This window comes from Bradyrhizobium commune (genome assembly GCF_015624505.1).
GTDB classification, from domain to species: domain Bacteria; phylum Pseudomonadota; class Alphaproteobacteria; order Rhizobiales; family Xanthobacteraceae; genus Bradyrhizobium; species Bradyrhizobium commune.
On the sequence record NZ_CP061379.1, the window covers coordinates 6,682,095 to 6,701,569 of the forward strand.

The 19,475-nt window shown below is 64.2% G+C and carries 28 protein-coding genes; 14 read left to right on the forward strand and 14 right to left on the reverse strand.

What is annotated here, in order from left to right:
- Positions 1-40 precede the first annotated feature (40 nt).
- Together IC761_RS31285 and IC761_RS31290 are read left to right on the forward strand one after the other, a co-directional pair.
- Entirely contained in the window at positions 41-808 is a 768-nt protein-coding gene (locus IC761_RS31285; protein ID WP_195800486.1) for a DpnI domain-containing protein, read from the forward strand.
- 53 nt (positions 809-861) lie between these two features.
- Positions 862-1,098, forward strand: coding sequence for a hypothetical protein (locus IC761_RS31290; protein ID WP_246791390.1), 237 nt, complete (start codon positions 862-864; stop codon positions 1,096-1,098).
- A gap of 106 nt (positions 1,099-1,204) precedes the next feature.
- On the opposite strand, the gene IC761_RS31295 is transcribed toward IC761_RS31290, so the two are convergent.
- From IC761_RS31295 to IC761_RS31305, 3 genes are all read right to left on the reverse strand, one after another.
- Positions 1,205-1,591: a hypothetical protein gene (locus IC761_RS31295; protein ID WP_195800488.1), complete on the reverse strand. Its 387-nt coding sequence runs from the start codon at positions 1,589-1,591 to the stop codon at positions 1,205-1,207.
- 108 nt (positions 1,592-1,699) lie between these two features.
- Entirely contained in the window at positions 1,700-1,879 is a 180-nt protein-coding gene (locus IC761_RS31300) for a hypothetical protein (RefSeq protein WP_195800489.1), read from the reverse strand.
- A 95-nt stretch (positions 1,880-1,974) separates the two neighbouring features.
- Positions 1,975-2,211, reverse strand: a complete 237-nt coding sequence (locus IC761_RS31305; protein ID WP_195800490.1) for a hypothetical protein — start codon at positions 2,209-2,211, stop codon at positions 1,975-1,977.
- Positions 2,212-2,492: 281 nt separating this feature from the next.
- On the opposite strand from IC761_RS31305, the gene IC761_RS31310 reads away from it, so the two are divergent.
- The 5 genes from IC761_RS31310 to IC761_RS31330 all read left to right on the forward strand — a co-directional run bounded on the left by IC761_RS31310 (position 2,493) and on the right by IC761_RS31330 (position 5,425).
- Positions 2,493-2,771: a hypothetical protein gene (locus IC761_RS31310; RefSeq protein WP_195800491.1), complete on the forward strand. Its 279-nt coding sequence runs from the start codon at positions 2,493-2,495 to the stop codon at positions 2,769-2,771.
- 195 nt (positions 2,772-2,966) lie between these two features.
- Positions 2,967-3,407: a nuclear transport factor 2 family protein gene (locus IC761_RS31315; protein WP_195800492.1), complete on the forward strand. Its 441-nt coding sequence runs from the start codon at positions 2,967-2,969 to the stop codon at positions 3,405-3,407.
- Positions 3,408-3,614: 207 nt separating this feature from the next.
- Positions 3,615-4,535 (forward strand): hypothetical protein, encoded by a 921-nt coding sequence (locus IC761_RS31320; protein WP_195800493.1) that lies wholly within the window; start codon positions 3,615-3,617, stop codon positions 4,533-4,535.
- Positions 4,536-4,707: 172 nt separating this feature from the next.
- Entirely contained in the window at positions 4,708-5,130 is a 423-nt protein-coding gene (locus IC761_RS31325) for a hypothetical protein (RefSeq protein ID WP_195800494.1), read from the forward strand.
- A gap of 157 nt (positions 5,131-5,287) precedes the next feature.
- Positions 5,288-5,425: a hypothetical protein gene (locus tag IC761_RS31330; RefSeq protein WP_195800495.1), complete on the forward strand. Its 138-nt coding sequence runs from the start codon at positions 5,288-5,290 to the stop codon at positions 5,423-5,425.
- A 38-nt stretch (positions 5,426-5,463) separates the two neighbouring features.
- Here IC761_RS31330 and IC761_RS31335 read toward each other — a convergent pair whose 3' ends face one another.
- From IC761_RS31335 to IC761_RS31345, 3 genes are all read right to left on the reverse strand, one after another.
- Complete coding sequence (locus IC761_RS31335; RefSeq protein WP_195800496.1) at positions 5,464-5,610, reverse strand: hypothetical protein; 147 nt, start codon at positions 5,608-5,610, stop codon at positions 5,464-5,466.
- Positions 5,611-5,809: 199 nt separating this feature from the next.
- Positions 5,810-6,292: a MaoC family dehydratase gene (locus tag IC761_RS31340; RefSeq protein WP_195800497.1), complete on the reverse strand. Its 483-nt coding sequence runs from the start codon at positions 6,290-6,292 to the stop codon at positions 5,810-5,812.
- Positions 6,292-6,744 (reverse strand): MaoC family dehydratase, encoded by a 453-nt coding sequence (locus IC761_RS31345; protein ID WP_195800498.1) that lies wholly within the window; start codon positions 6,742-6,744, stop codon positions 6,292-6,294. The genes IC761_RS31340 and IC761_RS31345 overlap by 1 nt, the downstream gene beginning before the upstream one ends.
- A 161-nt stretch (positions 6,745-6,905) precedes the next feature.
- Between IC761_RS31345 and IC761_RS31350 the strand changes: the two genes are divergently transcribed.
- Complete coding sequence (locus IC761_RS31350) at positions 6,906-7,202, forward strand: DUF4282 domain-containing protein (protein WP_195800499.1); 297 nt, start codon at positions 6,906-6,908, stop codon at positions 7,200-7,202.
- A gap of 116 nt (positions 7,203-7,318) precedes the next feature.
- Here IC761_RS31350 and ychF read toward each other — a convergent pair whose 3' ends face one another.
- The 4 genes from ychF to IC761_RS31370 all read right to left on the reverse strand — a co-directional run bounded on the left by ychF (position 7,319) and on the right by IC761_RS31370 (position 10,373).
- Positions 7,319-8,416 carry a redox-regulated ATPase YchF gene (gene ychF / locus IC761_RS31355; protein ID WP_195800500.1) on the reverse strand — a complete coding sequence of 366 codons (1,098 nt, stop codon included), beginning with the start codon at positions 8,414-8,416 and terminating at the stop codon, positions 7,319-7,321.
- Positions 8,417-8,431: 15 nt separating this feature from the next.
- Positions 8,432-9,046, reverse strand: a complete 615-nt coding sequence (gene pth / locus IC761_RS31360; protein ID WP_195800501.1) for an aminoacyl-tRNA hydrolase — start codon at positions 9,044-9,046, stop codon at positions 8,432-8,434.
- A 61-nt stretch (positions 9,047-9,107) separates the two neighbouring features.
- Positions 9,108-9,842, reverse strand: coding sequence for a 50S ribosomal protein L25/general stress protein Ctc (locus tag IC761_RS31365; RefSeq protein ID WP_195800502.1), 735 nt, complete (start codon positions 9,840-9,842; stop codon positions 9,108-9,110).
- A gap of 279 nt (positions 9,843-10,121) precedes the next feature.
- Positions 10,122-10,373, reverse strand: coding sequence for an accessory factor UbiK family protein (locus IC761_RS31370; RefSeq protein ID WP_195800503.1), 252 nt, complete (start codon positions 10,371-10,373; stop codon positions 10,122-10,124).
- 160 nt (positions 10,374-10,533) lie between these two features.
- On the opposite strand from IC761_RS31370, the gene IC761_RS31375 reads away from it, so the two are divergent.
- The 6 genes from IC761_RS31375 to IC761_RS31400 all read left to right on the forward strand — a co-directional run bounded on the left by IC761_RS31375 (position 10,534) and on the right by IC761_RS31400 (position 15,982).
- Positions 10,534-11,265 carry a dienelactone hydrolase family protein gene (locus IC761_RS31375; protein WP_195800504.1) on the forward strand — a complete coding sequence of 244 codons (732 nt, stop codon included), beginning with the start codon at positions 10,534-10,536 and terminating at the stop codon, positions 11,263-11,265.
- A 15-nt stretch (positions 11,266-11,280) separates the two neighbouring features.
- Positions 11,281-12,126, forward strand: a complete 846-nt coding sequence (gene lgt, locus IC761_RS31380; RefSeq protein WP_195800505.1) for a prolipoprotein diacylglyceryl transferase — start codon at positions 11,281-11,283, stop codon at positions 12,124-12,126.
- A gap of 21 nt (positions 12,127-12,147) precedes the next feature.
- Complete coding sequence (locus IC761_RS31385) at positions 12,148-13,263, forward strand: class I SAM-dependent methyltransferase (protein ID WP_246791391.1); 1,116 nt, start codon at positions 12,148-12,150, stop codon at positions 13,261-13,263.
- Complete coding sequence (gene pgeF, locus IC761_RS31390) at positions 13,260-14,027, forward strand: peptidoglycan editing factor PgeF (protein ID WP_195800506.1); 768 nt, start codon at positions 13,260-13,262, stop codon at positions 14,025-14,027. The genes IC761_RS31385 and pgeF overlap by 4 nt, the downstream gene beginning before the upstream one ends.
- 189 nt (positions 14,028-14,216) lie before the next feature.
- On the forward strand, positions 14,217-14,834 hold the full coding sequence (locus IC761_RS31395) for a hypothetical protein (RefSeq protein ID WP_195800507.1): 618 nt from the start codon (positions 14,217-14,219) through the stop codon (positions 14,832-14,834).
- A gap of 194 nt (positions 14,835-15,028) precedes the next feature.
- Positions 15,029-15,982, forward strand: coding sequence for a ribose-phosphate pyrophosphokinase (locus IC761_RS31400; protein WP_195800508.1), 954 nt, complete (start codon positions 15,029-15,031; stop codon positions 15,980-15,982).
- A gap of 98 nt (positions 15,983-16,080) precedes the next feature.
- On the opposite strand, the gene IC761_RS31405 is transcribed toward IC761_RS31400, so the two are convergent.
- The 4 genes from IC761_RS31405 to IC761_RS31420 are packed head-to-tail and all read right to left on the reverse strand — an operon-like array spanning position 16,081 to position 19,475.
- Complete coding sequence (locus tag IC761_RS31405; protein ID WP_195800509.1) at positions 16,081-16,542, reverse strand: SRPBCC family protein; 462 nt, start codon at positions 16,540-16,542, stop codon at positions 16,081-16,083.
- A gap of 10 nt (positions 16,543-16,552) precedes the next feature.
- Entirely contained in the window at positions 16,553-17,392 is an 840-nt protein-coding gene (locus IC761_RS31410) for an XdhC family protein (protein ID WP_195800510.1), read from the reverse strand.
- A gap of 11 nt (positions 17,393-17,403) precedes the next feature.
- Complete coding sequence (locus IC761_RS31415) at positions 17,404-18,612, reverse strand: vWA domain-containing protein (RefSeq protein WP_195800511.1); 1,209 nt, start codon at positions 18,610-18,612, stop codon at positions 17,404-17,406.
- A complete protein-coding gene (locus tag IC761_RS31420) occupies positions 18,609-19,475 on the reverse strand; it encodes an AAA family ATPase (RefSeq protein ID WP_195800512.1) in 867 nt (288 codons plus the stop codon). The genes IC761_RS31415 and IC761_RS31420 overlap by 4 nt, the downstream gene beginning before the upstream one ends.

Genomic DNA, 19,475 nt, shown 5'->3' on the forward strand with positions numbered 1-19,475 from the left:
CAGCGCTAGCAATCCCTGCGAGTTTCGCTACGCTACCCCTATGAAACTCGGCTTCGAAGAAACCCAGTCCTCGTACACCAGCGGCTCGCAAAACGCTCGCGCATGGACCGAGGCTTGGGTAAAGGCCTGGGCCTATTGTCCTCACTGCGGCAGCGCAACCATGTCGCAGTTTCCGAACAACAGCCCGGTCGCTGACTTTCTTTGCAAATCGTGCAAGGAAGAATTTGAGCTCAAGAGCCAAAAAGGAAAGTTCGGCCCGACTGTGTCGGACGGCGCCTACAAGACGAAGTGCGAGCGGCTTGCTGCGAGCAACAATCCAAACCTATTACTGATGAACTACGACCGCAGATCACTCGCGGTCGTCAACCTATTCATCGTGCCGAAGCACTTCTTCGTCCCAGAGATTATTCAAGAACGAAAGCCGCTGGCGGCTACCGCGCGGCGCGCCGGCTGGATCGGATCGAACATTCTGCTAAGCAAGGTGCCCGAGTCCGGTAAAATCCATATCGTGCAGAACGGCGTAATCCGGCCCAAGGAATTGGTCCTTGAAGAATGGCGGAAGACGCTCTTTCTGCGAAGCAAGTCTTTGGAAGCGCGCGGCTGGTTGCTGGACGTGTTGAAATGCGTGGAGTCGCTAGGCAAGCGCGAATTCACGCTTGAGGAAGCCTATGCCTTCGATCGACATCTCGGCGAACTCTATCCGGGCAACCAGAACGTTCGACCAAAGATACGCCAACAGCTTCAGTACCTACGCGATCGTGGATTTATCGAGTTCGTTTCTCGCGGCAGCTATCGTTTGAAATCGTGAGGTCGGATATGGCCTGGTTCCTAAATTTCTACCGATGTGTTCGGTGCAGGAAGATGTGGACTGATGAATGGTCTTGCACCTGCGACGACGAATGCCCGCACTGCGCCTTCCGCGACATGACGCCGTTCAACAGTGAGGACTTAACCGAACTGATCGTTGAGGAAAGCGGAAAATTCGTTGTGCTACGCTCATCCGAACAGGCGGAGGACGATCCCGACTACGAGGAGCTTGGCCGCTTTCCAACCCGAGATGCAGCGAAGGATTTCCTGCGCTCTTATGAGCCGAATTGAGCGCGGCTCGCGGATAAATTCTGTGCAAACGTTAGGACACGGCTTCGCCGGGCTATGGATTCCGGGCTCGCCGCTCCGCGGCGCCCCGGAATGACGAGCGGATAGATCACCCCACGCTCGCCGTCACCACCCCCAACACCGACAGCAGCAGCACGGTGGTCATGAGCTGGAGCGACGCCACCGGCTGGGTGCGCCATGCGGTGATCTTGTCGGCGAGCGGCAGGGTCGGATCGAAGAATTTTGGTTCGTAGACGGTCTTGAAGACGGCAGGGAAGCTCGGGCCCAGGGTGACCGCGAGCAGCGCGTGCATCAGCGAGGCGGCGGCGACGAAGATGGCGACGCCGGGGTCGCCGACGAGGTCGTGGTTGCCGAACAGTTTGAGCAGCATCGCCGCGGTGGCAAAGGTCGGAAAACTCTGGAGGACCGCCGTCAGCGCGAGGCCTTCGAGCGCGTTGCGCAGGCGGGACTTCCTTGCGGCGGCGATGGTGGCCATGGCACGTCTCCGAGATGACATGCCCATGACGTTATGCGCGCCGGGATGGGGGTGATGTGAGATGGGTCACGCCCTGCCGGGAGACAGGACCCGCGGTCGCGAACAGCCTTAGAGCTGACGGAAAAATACCAGGTAAATTGCGAGGCCGATCGTCGAGAACGACAGCAAGACGCCGAGCCAATTGTATTTGACGCCCGGCGAACGGGACGCGTTTCCCACGAAAGCGACGAGGAAATACAGGAACAGGATTGCGAGGACGACGCCCCACAAGAACTTCCCGACGGCCATCGACCCCCGCCCGATTCAACCCCAGCGTTTGCGAGTGGAATTTACCATCGGCGCGTACTGGATGGAAGGCCGCGGGTGCGCGGTTTTCAGCGCCTCTACAGCTTGCCCTGCCCGTTCACCTGGCTCTGCTGTTGCTGCTGCTTGTCCTGCTCGTTGGCGCGGTGGCGGCCGTAGAGGCAGCCGGCGGCCGCTCCTAGCACGCCGTGATGGCCGGCATAGTGGCCGGCGACGCCGCCGACGATGGCGCCCTTGATGCAGCCTTTTGCGTTGGCGGCGGGGGCGGCGGCAAGCATGAGCAGCGTGGCGGCGATAGCGATGAGCGGGGATTTCATGGACCGATGTCTCCGGATGCAATGTCGGCATCTCAACGGGCATGGGCCGGTCCGGGTTCCTGTGCCCGGCGCCCCGGCCATTGCGCGAATTTCCTGCCATCGTCCCGGAGTATGGGTCCCGGCCTTCGCCGGGACGACACCGAGGTTGTGGCGCGACCTTCGCCAGGACGACACCGGAGTGGCGCGCGCTCGCGCGTCGCTATCAGCCCCTGTTGAACCTCCTTCCCCGGTCGCCAGACCCACTTCCTGGGCGTTGTCCGCGCCGGCTGGGGTCTGGGCCGATGAGAGTCGCGTTGCTTGCAATGTTGGGGCTGTTTTTGGGCGCGCTCAGCGGGGCTGCGCTCGGCATCGGGGCCGGGCTCGCCTGGGTCGAGATCGCACAGACCACGAGCTTCGAGGGCTATAGCGGCACGCTGGTGTTCTTCACCTTCCTGCCGCTGGGAGCCGCCATCGGCGGCATTGGCGGATCGCTGCTGTTCGGGATGCTGGCGATGCGTGACGACGCCATCGCGATCGAGCGCAAACCGGTAGCGGAGCGGGCGCGCGGCCACGGCCGATAGAACCCACGTAGGATTACGGGGTTCTATTGTAAATCTCACATTCCGCGCTCACTTGTGCATTGCAAAAACGTGAATTGCGTTTTTCCCGGAAACCCCTATTTGTTCGTACACGAATGAATTGAGCAGCTCCCCGGCGCCTACTGTGCATGGGGTTGTTTTTCGTTTTTCTGCAAGCCAGCTTCGGATCGACCCAAAATGACAGAGCACAGCCTCTGGCGTTTCTCGCGTGCGTTGCACCGCGCGATCAACGACCGGCAGTTCGCGGACATCGAGGCCCTGATCGACGAGGACGTCGAGTGGGCGATCTATGGCCCGATCGACATGTTTCCGTTCCTTGGCGCGCGCCAGGGCAAGGCGGCCGTGCTCCAGGTCATCCGTCAGCTCGCCGACAATTTCCACGTCCGCCGTTTCGAGCGCGAGAGCATCATGCTCGGCGTCGATCAGGCCTCCTCGATGCTGCGCTATTCGCTCACGGCGCTCGATTCCGACAAGCCGATCAGCTTGCGGGTGGCGCAGTTCGCCCAGTTCAGGGCGGACCGGCTGATCAGCATGCGCGTGCTGATCGACACCTTCGATCTGGTCGAGCAGGCACTCGGCCGCGCCATTCATCTGCCGAAGATGACCGGCGTCGGCTGAGGGGGACGCCAACGGGCCCCGCAATCCGGGACCGATGAATGAAGCACCCGTGACGTCCTGGCCTCCAGCCCCGCCGGATGCCGTCGTGGAGACGCTCGTTCATCGGGCGCGCGCCTGTCGCGCGGCCCGTTGGTTCGTTATTTCATGCCACAATTTCGCAACGAAACTTCCGCATCCTCTGCGCGAACTGGGCTCGCGGGCAAGGCAATGCAATTCTCGACAGGTTTTCGCTGGACCAGGCTGCCGGTGCTGGCGGCCGCGTTCATTTTCGGCGCGGCGGTGACGGCCTCGGCGCAGATCATTCCGCCCTTCTCCCCCGCCCCCTCCGCGACCACGCCTGACGATGACGCCGAGGCCGCCGAGACGCCGGATGTCAACGACCCCGACGTGCTCAAGGGGATCGACGTCGACAAGCTCGACTGGAGCCAGCTCGCGATCGATGCCGGCACGCTCAACGACATCATCGCCGCCAAGAAGCGCGCGAAGGCCGCGGCCAATAACGGGATGAACTGGTCGTCCAACGCCAATGCCAACGGCTCCTCGGGGGTGAAGGTCAAGCAGTCTGTGTCCTCGTTCTGGGACACCCGCATCGGCGCCGACATGACGGTGGCGAAGGAGCCGACCACGATGTCGGAGCTTCTGGCGCAGAAGGCCGCCAATGGCGGCAACCTGCCGCAATCCTCCGGCAGCGCCTGGGCCGCGGCGACGGCCCCGGGCGCGGGCCCGGTCTGGGACAAGACGGCGGTGGAAGCCCGGGTCGATCCCGGCTCTGAGCAAAGCAAGCTCGGGGCGTCGCTGACCAAATCGGTGCCGCTGTCAGGCGATTATTCGCTGACGCTCCAGAACGGCTACAGCGTCAACCAGCAGGGCTCGACACCGCTGCCCGGTGTCGGCGGCCACATCACGCGCAACTACGAGACCGACCAGTCCGCCAAGGTCGAGATCACCGGCACCGGCACCAGCGTCACCGCCGGCCAGACGCTGTCGACCACCGACGACAAATGGCTGCGCAAGTTCGGCGCCGAGCAGAAGCTGTTCGACAACGTCACCGTCTCCGGCTCCGTCGGCGAGACCTCGCAGGGCGCGATCAACAAGAGCCTGTCGGCGGGCTGGAAGAAAAGCTGGTGAATCTTCTTTAGACTCTCGTAACCATGCGCCACGGCAAAGCCCCCGAATGGTCCGCCCTTGCCGCATCTCGGCCGCGTTGCGGTCAAAATCCGACGCCCTGATGCCAAGGCCTTACAGACGTCGTCGTGCGGGGGACACTCGCGCTGCGCTCAACGCGAACAGGGGAACAACGATGAACGCCATGCGTCCGGAAAAGACCGAGACCACCGAGACTGAGACGGTCGACACCAATCTCGCCGCCGTCACGGAAGTCGAGGCCGGCATCCGCGATTTCGTCCGCAACGACATCGCCTATCTGCGCCGGCCGGCGGCGACCACGACCGACGCGCCGCCGCTCGATCCGAGCGCGGAAGCCACCGTCACCAACGTCAACTCGCTGATCCAGCGCGTCGCCGGCACGTCGCTTGCCGAGATCGAGAATCTGATCTCCGAGCTCGAGAGCCTGCGCGACCTGCTCCATGCCGAGGGCCAGCGCGTCCAGCGCGAGATCTCCGGCTACGCCCAGCTCAGCCAGGCCGCGATGAAGTCGACCCGCATGATCGCCGACAATGTCGCGCAGTGGAAGCGTGCCGCCGACGGCCTACGCAACAGCTGATCGCTGGCAAGACGCATCACCAGCCGCCGCGTTCCGGAAGGGGCGCGGCGGTTTCGATTCGTGGGCTCTTGTGCCCCCGCCTTTGAACCCTCCGCCCCTCGCCGGCGACCAATGCCAGGCGCCCATAGCCGTTACGGCCGGGCCTGGGGACATCTTCATGGAAAGCATTCGGCCCGATAACACGGACCCGATTCCGCTGCGGCCCGCGCCGAATCAGTTCGGCACGATCATGCTGCGTTTTGTCGGATTGTTGGTGGTTGCGGTCGCGGTGCTGGCGTTCGTCTATAGCCGCTGAGCGAGGCCGGATCCCGACCCCGCGGAGTTAACGAACTCTTAACGGCTGGCGTCGACCGACGAGGCTTCCAGGGTGTAGCCACCATCGGCATAGCCCTTCACCACCATGCCGGCGATCAGCATCACAGCCAGCGTCGCGGTAGCGAAGATAAATCCGACCAGCTTGAGTGCGCCGCGGTCTGCCATGGTCCTCGTTCCCTGTCCTCTACCCACTTCGTTCAAATAGACAGCGACAGGTTCATAATTGGTTAGCAACTCGATGGTTCCGCCAGCTCCGTTGCGGGCCAGCCATCTCGCCAAGGCTTATGGCAGCAGCCCCGAATCGCGTCCATAGCGCGCGGGCAACACTCGCGCGCTCTTTTCAGCTGTTCATCCTGGAACGGATCTAACCGACCTTCGTCCGCATCGGCACGAAGGCGCTCGCGGTGATGGAGTAGACCTCCTCGCCGCGCTGGTTGGCGCCGGTGGTGCGGGCGGTCAGGATGCCCCAGCCGGGGCGCGAGCCGGAGGCGCGCTTGTCGACGACCACATTGGCGTAAGAGATGGTGTCGCCGGCGAGCACCGGCCTGATCCAGCGCAGGTCGCGAAAGCCCGGCGACGGGCCCCACACCGCGACCTCCTCGCCGCGCGCGATGGCCTCCTTCATCAGGCGCTGGCCGTCCGCGACCAGAAGACTCATGCAGGCCGAGCCGACATGCCAGCCGGAGGCGGCGAGCCCGCCGAACAGCGAGTTCTTGCCTTCCTCCTCGTCGAGGTGAAAGCGCTGAGGATCGAATTTGGCGGCGAAGGTCTTGATGGACTCCGCCGTGAAATCGTAGGCGCCGATCTCGCGGCGATGGCCGATCTCGATGTCTTCGAAGAACCGCATCAGACCGCTCCCTCGCGCCGCTTGATCAGGATCGGCGAGGTCATCTCGCACAGCGCCTCACCCTTGGCGTTGCGCATGGTGCATTTGAACTTGACGATGCCGAGCTCGGGCCGGCTCTTCGAGGTGCGGGCCTCCACGACATCGACGTCGAGCATGAGATCGTCGCCGGGTCGCAAGGGCGAGAGCCAGCGCACCTCATCGACACCGGGCGAGCCGAGCGAAGCGGCGCGGGTAATGAAACCGTCGGCCATCATCCGCATCATCAGCGAGCAGAGATGCCAGCCCGAGCCGGACAGGCCGCGCAGCATGCTTTTGCCAGCGGCCTCCTCGTCGAGATGCATCGGCTGCGGATCGAACTCGGCGGCGAAGGCCAAAATCTCGTCGCGAGTGACATGGCGCGGGCCGAACGTTCCATACCGGCCGGTCGGGAAATCTTCGAAGGTCAGGGTCATCTTGGCAATGCTTTGCGGGACGGACAGATTGTGGCCGCACTTTGCGGCAATCTCAACCCGCCGGCCCGCATGGCTCGTGCTACATTCGGCGAGTCGGGCCGGTACCTGCCTCATCGTCAGATCGACGCGGGCCACTGGCGCGATTTGCCCGGGGGAGAGAGATGTTTTCATTCAGCGATCTGTTTCAGTGGGACCGCTTCATCACGCCGACGATCATCAAGACCTTCTACTGGCTGGTGATCGGCGTGATCTGCCTGTTCGGCCTCTCCGGAATCTTCGCTGGCCTCACCGCGATGGCGATCAGCCCGTTCGCCGGCTTCCTGATCGTGCTGGAGTCGATCGCCGGCGTCGTCGTCGGAATCGTGTTCTCGCGCATCGCCGCGGAATTGATCCTGATCGTGTTCCGCATCAACGAGCATCTCGGCGCGATCAGGGATCAGGGCGGCGGGGTGCGGTGACACCGGCGCAGGTGTCGAGGGTGGGTTAGCGTAGCGTAACCCACCTCTTCTGCTTCCGCGGATGCAAACAGCGGTGAGTTACGCTCCGCTAACCCACCCTACGAAGCCCGCAAGCCCTACGTATTAAACCGGAAATGCATCACGTCGCCATCGGCGACGACGTAGTCCTTGCCTTCGAGGCGCAGCTTGCCGGCATCGCGGGCGCCGGCTTCGCCGTTCAGCGCGACGTAGTCGTCATAGGCGATGGTCTCGGCGCGGATAAAGCCCTTTTCGAAATCGGTGTGGATCACGCCGGCCGCGCCAGGTGCCTTGGTGCCGCGATGGATGGTCCACGCGCGCGCCTCCTTCGGACCCACCGTAAAGTAGGTGATGAGCTGGAGCAGCGAATAGCCGGCGCGGATCAGGCGGTCGAGGCCGGCTTCTTCGAGGCCGAGCGTTTCCAGGAAGTCGGTACGCTCCTCACGCGAGATCGTCGCGATCTCGGATTCGATCTTTGCGGAGATGACGACGGCAACGGCGTCCTCTTTCGCGGCCTGCTCCTCGACCGCCTTGGAGAAGGCATTGCCGGCGGCGGCCGAGCTCTCCTCGACGTTGCAGACATAGAGCACAGGCTTCGACGACAGCAGCCCGAGCATCGAGAAGGCGCGCTCCTCCTCGGCCTTGCGCTCGACCAGGCGCGCGGGCTTGCCCTCGCGCAGCAGCACCAGCGTGCGGTTGACGAGGTCGAGCTGCTCCTTGGCGTCCTTGTCGTTGCCCTTGGCCTTCTTGGTGAGGTTGTCGACCCGTTTCTCGAGGCTGTCGAGATCGGCCAGCATCAGCTCGGTCTCGATGGTCTCGATGTCGGCGAGCGGGGCGATCTTACCCTCGACATGGGTGATGTCGGAATCCTCAAAGCAGCGCACGACATGCGCGATGGCGTCGACCTCGCGGATGTTGGCCAGAAACTGGTTGCCGAGGCCTTCGCCCTTGGAGGCGCCGCGCACGAGGCCGGCGATGTCGACGAATGTCAGCCGGGTCGGAATGATCTGCGCCGATTTCGCGATCGCCGACAGCTTGTCGAGCCGCGGATCGGGCACCGCGACCTCGCCGACATTCGGCTCGATGGTGCAGAACGGATAGTTCGCAGCCTGCGCCGCGGCCGTCTCGGTCAGCGCGTTGAACAAGGTCGACTTGCCGACATTGGGCAACCCGACAATCCCGCATTTGAATCCCATAGTGTCCTCTGAGTCTTAAGTAGGCGGGCGGCGATTACCGCGCTTGCCGAAGCCTGCAGCCTGCAGGGCGATGTGCACTTTGTTCTGAAAACTTGAGTCTTGATTGCGTATCAGCAGCCCAACATTCTCTGTGACCGAATTGATCATTGGTCTCAACCATTCCATATCTAAGGGCGTGAAATCGCCAAGGACGTATCCTTCAACTTGGCTTTTATGGATTGGTCGTCCGACTCCAATGCGGACACGCCGATAATCTGGACCGATTTTTTCGGTGATTGAGCCGAGACCGTTGTGTCCCGCGTCAGTACCGTCAGCCTTGACACGAAATCCGCCCGGAGGGAGTTCGATTTCATCGTGAAATACGGATAGGTCAGATCGGTGCAGCTTATAAAAGCTCAGCACACTCAACACTGCGTATCCCGAAGCGTTCATATAGGTCGAAGGCTTGAGAAGCATGATAGGCTCGCCGTCGATCACGCCGGTGGCTAACTCGCCCTCGAAGCGGGGATGCTTGCGCCACGGATTGAAATGATAGCGCTCTGCTATCGCGTCGACGATAATAAATCCGACATTATGTCGGTTGAGCCGATACTGCGCGCCGGGATTGCCGAGCCCAACAAAGAGTCGCATGACGCGGCGCGCCCCTGGCTCGGCGCGCGATCAAGGATCGCGCGCCGAGCTCTTTGAGAGATTACTTCTTCTTGTCGCCGCCGGCGGGAGCCTTGGCAGCAGCAGCAGCCGGAGCCGCAGCGCCCGCGGCCGGAGCCGCCGCACCTGCCGCCGGAGCAGCGGCCGCACCAGCCGCCGGAGCCGCGCCACCGGCAGCAGCCGCAGCTGCGGCCTTCTGCTCTTCGGCGTATCCGGACGGCGGCACGATGGTGACGAGGGTCGCGTCCTCGCGGGTCAGCGCCTTGACGCCGGCCGGCAGCTTGACGTCCGACAGATGGAGCGAGTGACCGATTTCCAGCGAACCGACATCGGCCTCGATGTATTGCGGAATGTTCTCGGCGCCACATTCGAGCTCGATCGCGTGCGCGACGATGTTGACGGTGCCGCCGCGCTTCACGCCGGGCGAGCCTTCCGCCTTCACGACATGCAAGGGAACGCTGATGCGGATGGTGGCGCCTTCACCGAGGCGCATGAAGTCGACGTGGATCGGGAAGTCCTTGACCGGATCAAGGTGGTAGTCGCGCGGAATCACGCGGTGCGTCTTGCCGTCGAGTTCGACGTCGACCAGCGTGGTCAGGAACCGACCGGCGAGGATGCGCTGGCGCAGTTCGCGATCGTCAACCGAGATCGGGAGCGGGGGCTGGTTGTTACCATAGATCACTCCGGGCACTCTCCCGGCGCGACGCTCAGCCCGGGCGGCCCCCTTGCCGCTCTTCGGACGTGCGGTCGCCTTCAATTCCTTGACGGTCGTCGCCATAACGTTAAGTCCTTGTTTTTGCAAAAGTTAATGGGCCGCAACGCGGCCCATGGCATAGTCCACAGCAAGCCTCCAGGGGTGCGGGGGCCGCGGACGTGGCGGGCTTTTACCCGGAAGACGCGGAAATGACAAGGAAATGCGGGGATTTTTTGCGGGGACCGGTGCCGCCCGGAACCCCGTCATGGCCGGGCTTGTCCCGGCCATCCACGTGTCGCCATCCTTGAAGATTAGGCGTGGATGCCCGGGACAAGCCCGGGCACGACGACCTTAAGGCTGCCATCACCCGCCGAGCTTGGCCTCCAGCGCCGCGATCCGCGCCTTCAGCGTCTCGTTCTCCTCGCGCGCCAGGCGGGCCATGTCCTTGACCGCCTCGAACTCCTCGCGCTTGACGAGGTCCATATCGCGCAGGAATTTCTCGGCCTGCGTCCGCATCACCGTGTCGAACTCGCGCTTGACACCTTGGGCCGCGCCGGCGGCGTCGTTCATCATGCGGCCGATCTCGTCGAAAAACCGGTTGGTGGTCTGGGTCATGTCGGCCTCCGATAAACTTTGCGCGAACTCGCAGGAGACAATGGCAATCCGCGGAGCCCGGTTCAAGGGCCGAGGCGCGGTATCCTTGTCATGCCCCGGTTTCCTTGCAATCGTATTCAACGTCCCTGCATAACAAGAATCACAAGGCGGAACGCAAGACATGATCGAGCAGCAGATCGCTATTCCCACCAAGGACGGCCACACCGCGACCTTCATCGCTCATCCCGAGCGCGGCGGACCGTTCCCGGTCATCCTGTTCTACATGGATGCGCCGGCGATCCGTGAAGAGCTGCGCGATATGGCGCGCCGGCTCGCGACATCGGGCTATTATGTGATGCTGCCGAACCTCTATTACCGCTCCGGCGTGATGGAGCTCGGCGCGCTGCCGGCCGATCCGAATGCGCCGGAGCGCAAGCGCATGTTCGCGCTGATGGGCTCACTCACGATTGCCATGATCATGGACGACACCAGGGCGCTGCTCACCTATGCCGAAGGCCAGACGGCCGCGAACACAGAGATCGTCGGCACCGTCGGCTATTGCATGAGTGGCCGCTACGCGATGAATGCCGCCACGCATTTCCCCGATCGCGTCAAGGCCGCCGCCTCGGTCTACGGCACACAGCTTGCGACCGACCAGAACGACAGCCCGCATCTCGCCGCCGGCAAGACCAAAGCCGAGCTCTATTTCGCCTGTGCGGAGAGCGACATCTACGCACCGCCGGAGGTGATCGCGAAAGTCGCCGACAGCATGAAGAACGCCAACGCCGAGGTCGAGATCTATCCCGGCACGCATCACGGCTTCGCCTTCCCCAAGCGTCCGGTCTACGACCGCGACGCCGCCGAGCGGCATTGGGAGCGGCTGCTCGCGCTCTATCGCCGCAACCTCGTCTAGACCTTCGAAGGCGCGATGCCCTTACTGCTCATCGACTTCCCCTCGTTCAATCCGACCGCGCTCGCGATCGGCCCGTTCGCGATCCGCTGGTACGCGCTCGCCTATATCTGCGGCATCGTGTTCGGCTGGCTCTATGCGCGCTCGCTCTTGAAGAACGAGCGCCTGTGGGGCGGCCCCGCGCCGATCTCGCTGGTGCAGATCGACGATTTCATCCTCTGGGTCACGCTCGGCATCATCCTCGGTGGGCGCACCGGCTATGTGCTGTTCTACAATCTGCCCTTCTTCATCGAGCATCCCACCGCGATCTTCCGATTGTGGGAGGGCGGCATGTCGTTCCATGGCGGCTTCCTCGGCTGCGTCGTCGCGGTAATGTGGTTTGCCTATCGCAACCGGATCTCGATCCTGTCGCTCGGCGACATCACCACCGCGGTCGCACCGGTCGGGCTGCTGCTGGGGCGGATCGCCAATTTCATCAACGGCGAATTGTGGGGCCGCGCGACAGACCCGGACCTGCCCTGGGCGATGATCTTCCCCAACGATCCCACCCATCTGCCGCGCCATCCAAGCCAGCTCTATGAAGCCGGCATGGAGGGCATTTTGCTGTTCACGGCGCTCGCCGTGATGATCCGCTTCGGAGCGCTGAAGCGGCCCGGCATGATCCTCGGTGCCTTCATCCTGATCTACGGCCTGACCCGCATCGCCGGCGAGCATTTCCGCGAACCGGACGTTCAGCTCGGCTTCCTCTGGGGCGGATTAACCATGGGCATGCTGTTGTCGATCCCGATGCTTATTGTCGGCGGCATACTTATTGTATGGGCTATCAGGCGCGGTGCACCGAAGCCAATCAATGCCGTTCGTTAATTCATTTCGAGAAAGCAGACTGTGACCGACTCGCTGTTGAACGAGATCAAGGCACTGATCAAATCCTCAGGCCCCATGCCGGTCTGGCGGTACATGGAACTGTGCCTGATGCATCCGCGCTACGGCTATTACGTCTCCCGCGATCCTCTGGGACGCGAGGGCGACTTCACCACCGCCCCCGAAGTCAGCCAGATGTTCGGCGAGTTGCTGGGACTGTGGACCGCCTCAGTGTGGAAACAGATGGGCTCGCCGCAATCCTTGCGGCTGATCGAGATCGGTCCCGGCCGCGGCACCATGATGGCGGATGCGCTGCGCGCCTTGCGCGTGCTGCCGCCGCTGTACCAGGCGCTTCAGATCCACCTGGTCGAGGTCAACCCGGTGCTGCGCGAGCGGCAGCAGGCGACGCTGTCGAGCGTGCGCAACATTGCCTGGCACGACAGCATCGACGACGTGCCGGAAGGCCCGAGCATCATCCTCGCCAACGAATATTTCGACGTGCTGCCGATCCGCCAGATGGTCAAGCGCGAGGGCGGCTGGCACGAGCGCGTGATCGAGGTCGATCCCAACGGCAAGCTTCAGTTCGGCGCAGCGGCCGAGCCGACTCCGCGCTTCGACATCCTGCTGCCACCGCTGGTCCGCGCGGCCCCCGTCGGGGCGGTGTTCGAATGGCGGCCCGATACGGAGATCATGAAGCTCGCCTCGCGCGTGCGCGACCAGGACGGCGCGGCGTTGATCATCGACTACGGCCATCTGCGCAGCGACGCCGGCGACACTTTTCAGGCGATTGCGCGCCATACGTTCACCGACCCACTGAAGGCGCCGGGCCAGGCCGATGTCACCGCCCATGTCGATTTCCAGGCGCTGGCCCGTGCCGCCGAAGACGTCGGCGCCCGCGTGCACGGGCCGGTGACGCAGGGCGATTTCCTCAAGCGCGTCGGCATCGATACCCGCGCTGCCGCGCTGATGCAGAAGGCGACGCCGGAGGTTGCCACCGACATTTCCGTGGCGCTGAAGCGCCTGACCGATACGGGACGCAGCGGCATGGGCTCAATGTTCAAGGTGCTCGGCATCTCGGAGCCGCGGCTGACGGGCCTTGCCGGCCTCAGCGATCTCGAGCGGGCTGGAGGCGCATCATGACGCTTGCTTCGTCACTGCTGTCGGCGGTGCCCGGATTGCGCCATTCCTTTTTCACCCGTGAAGGCGGTGTTTCCGGCGGCATCTATGCCGCGCTGAATGGCGGGCTCGGCTCCAATGACGATCCGGCCAATGTCGCAGAAAACCGCCGCCGTATGGCCGAGCATGTCGGCGTCGCGGCGGAACGCTTTCTCAGCCTGCACCAGATCCATTCGCCCGACGTCCTCGTCGCCGAGACGCCGTGGCCGAGCGGCCCGCGGCCGAAGGGCGACGCGATGGTGACGAAGACGCCCGGCATCGCGCTCGGCGTCTCCACCGCCGATTGCGGCCCGGTGCTGTTCGTCGATCCCAACGCGCGCGTGATCGGTGGCGCCCATGCCGGGTGGAAGGGCGCACTGACCGGCGTGCTGGAATCCACGATTCTCGCGATGGAAAAGCTCGGCGCCACACGCGCCGGCATCATCGCCGCGATCGGCCCGTTGATCCGCCAGGAGAGCTACGAGGTCGGCAACGAGTTCGTGGCGCGCTTCATCGAGGCGGATGCCGAGAACGCGGTATTCTTCATCCCGGCGGTCCGCGAAGGCCACGCGATGTTCGACCTTGCCGGTTTCATCCGGAAGCGGCTGGAGGCCGCCGGCATTCTGATGATCGACGATCTCGGTCTGGACACCTATGCGGACGAACGCTTCTTCAGCTATCGCCGCTCGGTGCATCGCAAGGAGCCGGATTACGGCCGCCACATCCACGCCATCGCGCTGGAGGGGTGAACACAAGGGCAACCTCGTGTCATTCCGGGTTGATGTGCAGCATCGAACCCTGGAATCCATCGTGCTGCACATTCCACGGCGAAATGGATTCCGGGCTCGCACCAAGTGGCGCGCCCCCGGAATGACAGTGGTATGTGGCGCCTCTGCCCTAGACCTTAATCGATTTTAACGATATCGCTGCCCTCCATAATGAGGGACGCGTCATCCATCTTGCGCCGCGCGGGTTCGCGCGTGCTGGCGGTCACGCTGCTTGCGGCAGCGACCGCGCTCGGCGGCTGCGCCGGCGGCGGCGGTAGTGCTGCCAACTCCTATGCGATGGCGCCGAGCGCCGGCTCTGGCGCGACGGTGGCCTTCGAGTCGATCGACGGACCCCCGCCGCAGGTGTTCGACCGCATGGTTGGCGTGCTCGACAGCGAATCCAAGCTGCGCAGCCTCTCCGTCGTCTCCCGCGAGGGGACGGCCGCCTACCGCGTGCGTAGCTACCTCTCAGCCCAAGTGGTGCGCGGCAAGACCGTGATCGCCTGGGTCTGGGACGTCTACGACGCCAACCAGCAGCGGGCGCTGCGGCTGTCCGGCGAGGAACCGACCTCGGCCAAGGGCGGCCGCGATCCCTGGTCGGCCGCCGACGATCTGGTGCTGCGGAGGATCGCCCAGGCCGGATTCAGCGGACTTTCCAACATGATCACCGGCACCCCGGATGCGCCGGGCGCCGTGCCTAGCCTTCGGGGACCGGCGGTGGCGAGCACGAGCCCGGAGGCGCCTGCCCCGGGCGTGCCGACCGCGGCACTCGGCTATGCGGAACGATAACCAGCGCTAAACCACGGCCTCAAGTGCCGGCCAAACCTTTGGCCCGATTCGGGATTTTCGCCGGGATAACGTAGCATCCCGGGTTGCCAGTTTGGCCTTCGGCCTGATATTTCCTCGCCCGTCGTAACCGTGCTGCCAGTGGGTATTCTCTGATGTTGAACGTCGTATCCAGCAAAGCGCGGGAGGAAGCGTCCATGTCGGCCAAGAACGGCTCCATCAAGCTCGTCTCCGGCAACTCCAATCCCGCTCTCGCGCAAGCCATCGCGCAGGGCCTGGACCTGCCGCTGACCAAAGCGGTGGTGCGGCGCTTCGCGGACATGGAGATCTTCGTCGAGATCCAGGAGAACGTCCGCGGCTCGGATGCCTTCATCATCCAGTCGACCTCGTTCCCGGCGAACGACCATCTGATGGAATTGCTGATCATCACCGACGCGCTGCGCCGCTCTTCTGCGCGCCGCATCACCGCGGTGCTGCCTTATTTCGGCTACGCCCGGCAGGACCGCAAATCGGGCTCGCGCACGCCGATCTCGGCCAAGCTCGTCGCCAATCTGATCACCCAGGCCGGCGTCGATCGCGTCATGACGCTCGATTTGCATGCCGGCCAGATCCAGGGCTTCTTCGACATCCCGACCGACAATCTCTACGCCGCGCCGCTGATGGTGCGCGACATCAAGGAGCGGTTCGACCTCTCCAAGGTGATGGTGATCTCGCCCGACGTCGGCGGCGTGGCACGTGCGCGCGGCTTGGCCAAGCGCATAAACACCCCGCTCGCGATCGTCGACAAGCGGCGCGAACGGGCGGGCGAATCCGAAGTCATGAACGTGATTGGCGATGTCTCCGGCTACACCTGCATCCTGATCGACGACATCGTCGACTCCGGCGGCACGCTGGTGAACGCAGCCGATGCGCTGATCGCCAAGGGCGCCAAGGACGTCTACGCCTACATCACCCACGGCGTCCTCTCCGGCGGCGCGGCGGCCCGGATCGCAGGCTCCAAGCTGAGGGAGCTCGTGATCACCGACTCGATCCTGCCGACCGAGGCGGTGGTCAAGGCGCCGAACATCCGCACGCTGCCGATCGCCAGCCTGATCTCTGACGCGATCGCGCGCACCGCGGCGGAAGAATCGGTGTCGAGCCTGTTCGACTAAGCCTGCTGGACCTTGTAGGGTGGGTTAGCGAAGCGTAACCCACCGCCTTGTTTCCTTGCCGATCGACCTTGGTGGGTTACGCCTACGGCTAACCCACCCTACGCACCCGCCTCGGCCTTCGCGCCGACCACATCTGCAAACGACTTGAAAAACTCCCCCGCGAGCTTGGTCGCGGTCGAGTTGATGAGCCGCGCGCCTAGCTGGGCGAGCTTGCCGCCGATCTGGGCGTCGACGTCATAGTGCAGCACCGTGGCGGTCGCGCCCTCGGTTGTCAGCCGCACCACCGCACTGCCCTTGGCAAAGCCGGCGACGCCGCCGGAGCCTTCGCCCGAGATGCGATAGGCGTTGGGCGGATCGAGATCGGACAACGTCACCTTGCCGCTGAAGGTCGCCTTCACCGGGCCGACCTTGAAGATCACCGTCGCCGTCATCTCGTTCGGACCGGTCACCTCCAGCGACTGACAGCCGGGGATGCACTGTTTCAGCACATCTGGATCGTTCAGCGCGGCCCACACCTGATTGCGTGAGGCGGGGATGCGCTGGCTGTCATTCATCTGCATGATCGGTCTCTCACTCTCTGCTTGCGATCTGGTTTGCGGCGCGCTGGCCGCGCCGTCGTTCCACGGTGATCTCGGCGAGGATCGACATCGCGATCTCCTCGGGCGTGATGGCGCCGAGATCGAGCCCCGCCGGCGCCTTGACGTCGTCGGTCCCGGCGGCGGTCGCGCCCTCAGCGATGAGCTTGGCGCGGAGCGAAGCCATCTTGCGACGGCTGCCGACGAAGGCGTGATAGTCAGCCTTGGTCGCAACGGCGGCGCGCAACGCGGCTTCGTCGCCCTTGCCCTGGGTCGAAACCACGACGAAGCGTTTAGCGTCGTTGAGCTCGCCGAGCTGGTAGCCGTCGATGATCGCATCGGCGTCCGGTTTCGCGGCGAGATCGGCGGCTGGCGCGGCGAGCGTGACGTGATAGCCGAGCACGCGTGCCTGCGCGGCAAGCGAGAGCGCCACCGGGCTCGCACCAAGAATGACGAGCGAAGGATGCGGCAGCACCGGTTCGACGAAGATATCCATCGTGCCCTTGCTCGGGCACATGTTGCTGGCAAAGCGGATGCCGTCGCGGCTCTCGCCCGCGCTGACGCCGAGCTCGGCCAAGAGGTTTTCCGGCTGCACCGAGACCATCCGCGGCGCGCCGTCGGCGAGCGCCTCCCGCGCCGCCTTCAGCACCGCGCCCCTGGCGCAGCCGCCGCCGATCCAACCCGCGACGATGGTGCCGTCGGCCGCGATGATCGCCTTGGCGCCAGCCTTCGCTGCCGTCACCGACACCGTCCGCACCACCGTCGCGAGCACGAAGGCGCGCTCGGCAGCCTTCATCTGCGCCACGAGATCGAGCACTTCGACATGAGCGGTCATCGCAACATCCCTCAGAGCTTCGCCAGATAGGGTTCGAGCGCGCGCAGGCTTTGCAGCGAGTTCGCGGGCGCATAGAGATCGACGTGCGGCAGCGCCGCCTTGATGCCGCGCGCCTCCGGCGCATAGCCCTCCCACGCCATCATCGGATTGAGCCAAACGATGCGACGGCAACGCCGGTGCAGCGCGGCCATTTCCCGTCCGAGCAAGGCGGCGTCGCCGGTCTCATAGCCGTCGGAGACGATCATCACGCAGCTGCGCGAATGGATCACGCGCGAAGCATGCCAGCGGTTGAAGGTCTGGAGACTCTCGCCGATCTTCGTGCCGCCGCCCGCGCCCTGCGCCATGATCGAGAGCCGATCGAGCGCGCGACCCGCATCCCTCTCCTTCATCGCATCGGAGACATAGGCGAGGCGGGTGTGAAACAGAAAGGCCTCGGCCTCGCGGAACTGGTCGAGCACGCCGTGGATGAAGCGCAGAAACAGCGAGGTATACATGCTCATCGAGCCGGAGGCATCGAGGAGCACGATCAGCCGCAACGGCTTGTCTTTGCGCTGCCGCTTCACGAGCGAGATCGGAACGCCGCCATGGCTGATGTTGCGATGGATAGTACGCCGGAGATCGAGCCTGTAGCCGCGTCGGCGTGCCAGATCGCGCCGCGTCAGCCGTGTGCGCATCGCGCGCGCGAGCTGCGCCGCTGCCTCATGGGCCTCGGCGACCTGATCGGGGTCGCTGAGCTTTCTGAAATCGACGTCGGCGAGATTGTCCGCCCGCGAAGCACCCTCCATTCGGCCTTCACCGGAGCGTCCCTCCGGCGCGTCGTCGGACGACGGAAGCTGGTCGGCGACGGACTGTCCGCTGCCCTGCTCCGCCGACTTGTCCTGCAAGCCCTTCAGCGATGGATTGCTGGATGTTGGCACCGAGCCGATCGTGCGAGAGCGTGACCGCACGCGCTTGCCGAGCCAGAATGCATCGAACAGCCCGTCGAACTTGTCCCAATCAGACTTGCGCGCCGAGAACAGATGCTTGAACGCCGCGCGGAGCAGGTTCGGCCGCACCGCGTAACCGGCGGACATCAGCGTTGCGGCATCCTGTCCCTCGGCGAGGCCGACGCGAAAGCCTGCGTCGCGCAACGTGCGCAGGAAGGCGGCAAGCCTTGCGGACACGAGCTTGGAGACCTCGTTGAGGTCGTCAAATTCGGGGCTGGAGCCACAGCAGCTCATGCAACCTTCCCCAACAGGCGCTGCGTCACTTCCGGAGTGACGCGGGCGCGGTCTTCATGGGTCTTCAACAGGCAGATCAGCGTCTCATGCACGATCTCGGACGCATCGTGGAGATTGCTGACGTCGAGGCCGACCAGAGCCGCCGCCCAGTCCAGCGTCTCCGCGACGCCCGGGACTTTGCGCAACTCCTCCTTCCGCACGCCTTCGACCATGCGCGCGATCTGGAGCGACAGCGATGGGCCGGCACCCGCGACGCGCGCCAGGATGATCCGGGTTTCGCGATCGACGTCGGGATAGTCGACATAGTGATAGAGGCAGCGCCGGCGCAGCGCGTCGGACAGCTCGCGCGTGCCGTTCGAGGTCAGCACCACTTGCGGGATGGTCATTGCGGGAATGGTGCCAAGCTCGGGGATCGAGACCTGGAAGTCGGACAACAGCTCCAGCAGGAAGGCCTCAAACTCGTCGTCGGCGCGGTCGATCTCGTCGATCAGCAGCACCGGGGCCCGCGCACGGCGGATCGCGGCGAGCAGCGGGCGTTCGAGCAGGTATTTTTCTGAAAACACCTGGTCCTCGATGCTATCGCTGCCCCGATGCGCCTGGATCGCCAGCAGCTGGCGCTGGTAGTTCCACTCGTAGAGCGCGGAGGACTGATCAAGCCCCTCGTAGCATTGCAGCCGGATCAGCTCGGTCGCGTGCACTTTGGCCAGCGCCTTCGCCACCTCGGTCTTGCCGACGCCCGCCTCGCCTTCAAGCAGCAGCGGACGCCGCAACAATCGCATCAGCGAGATCGCGGTCGCGAGCTCCGCATCGGCGATGTAGCCCGATGCGGCCAAGGCTTGCGCGATCTCGTCACGGCCCTTCAT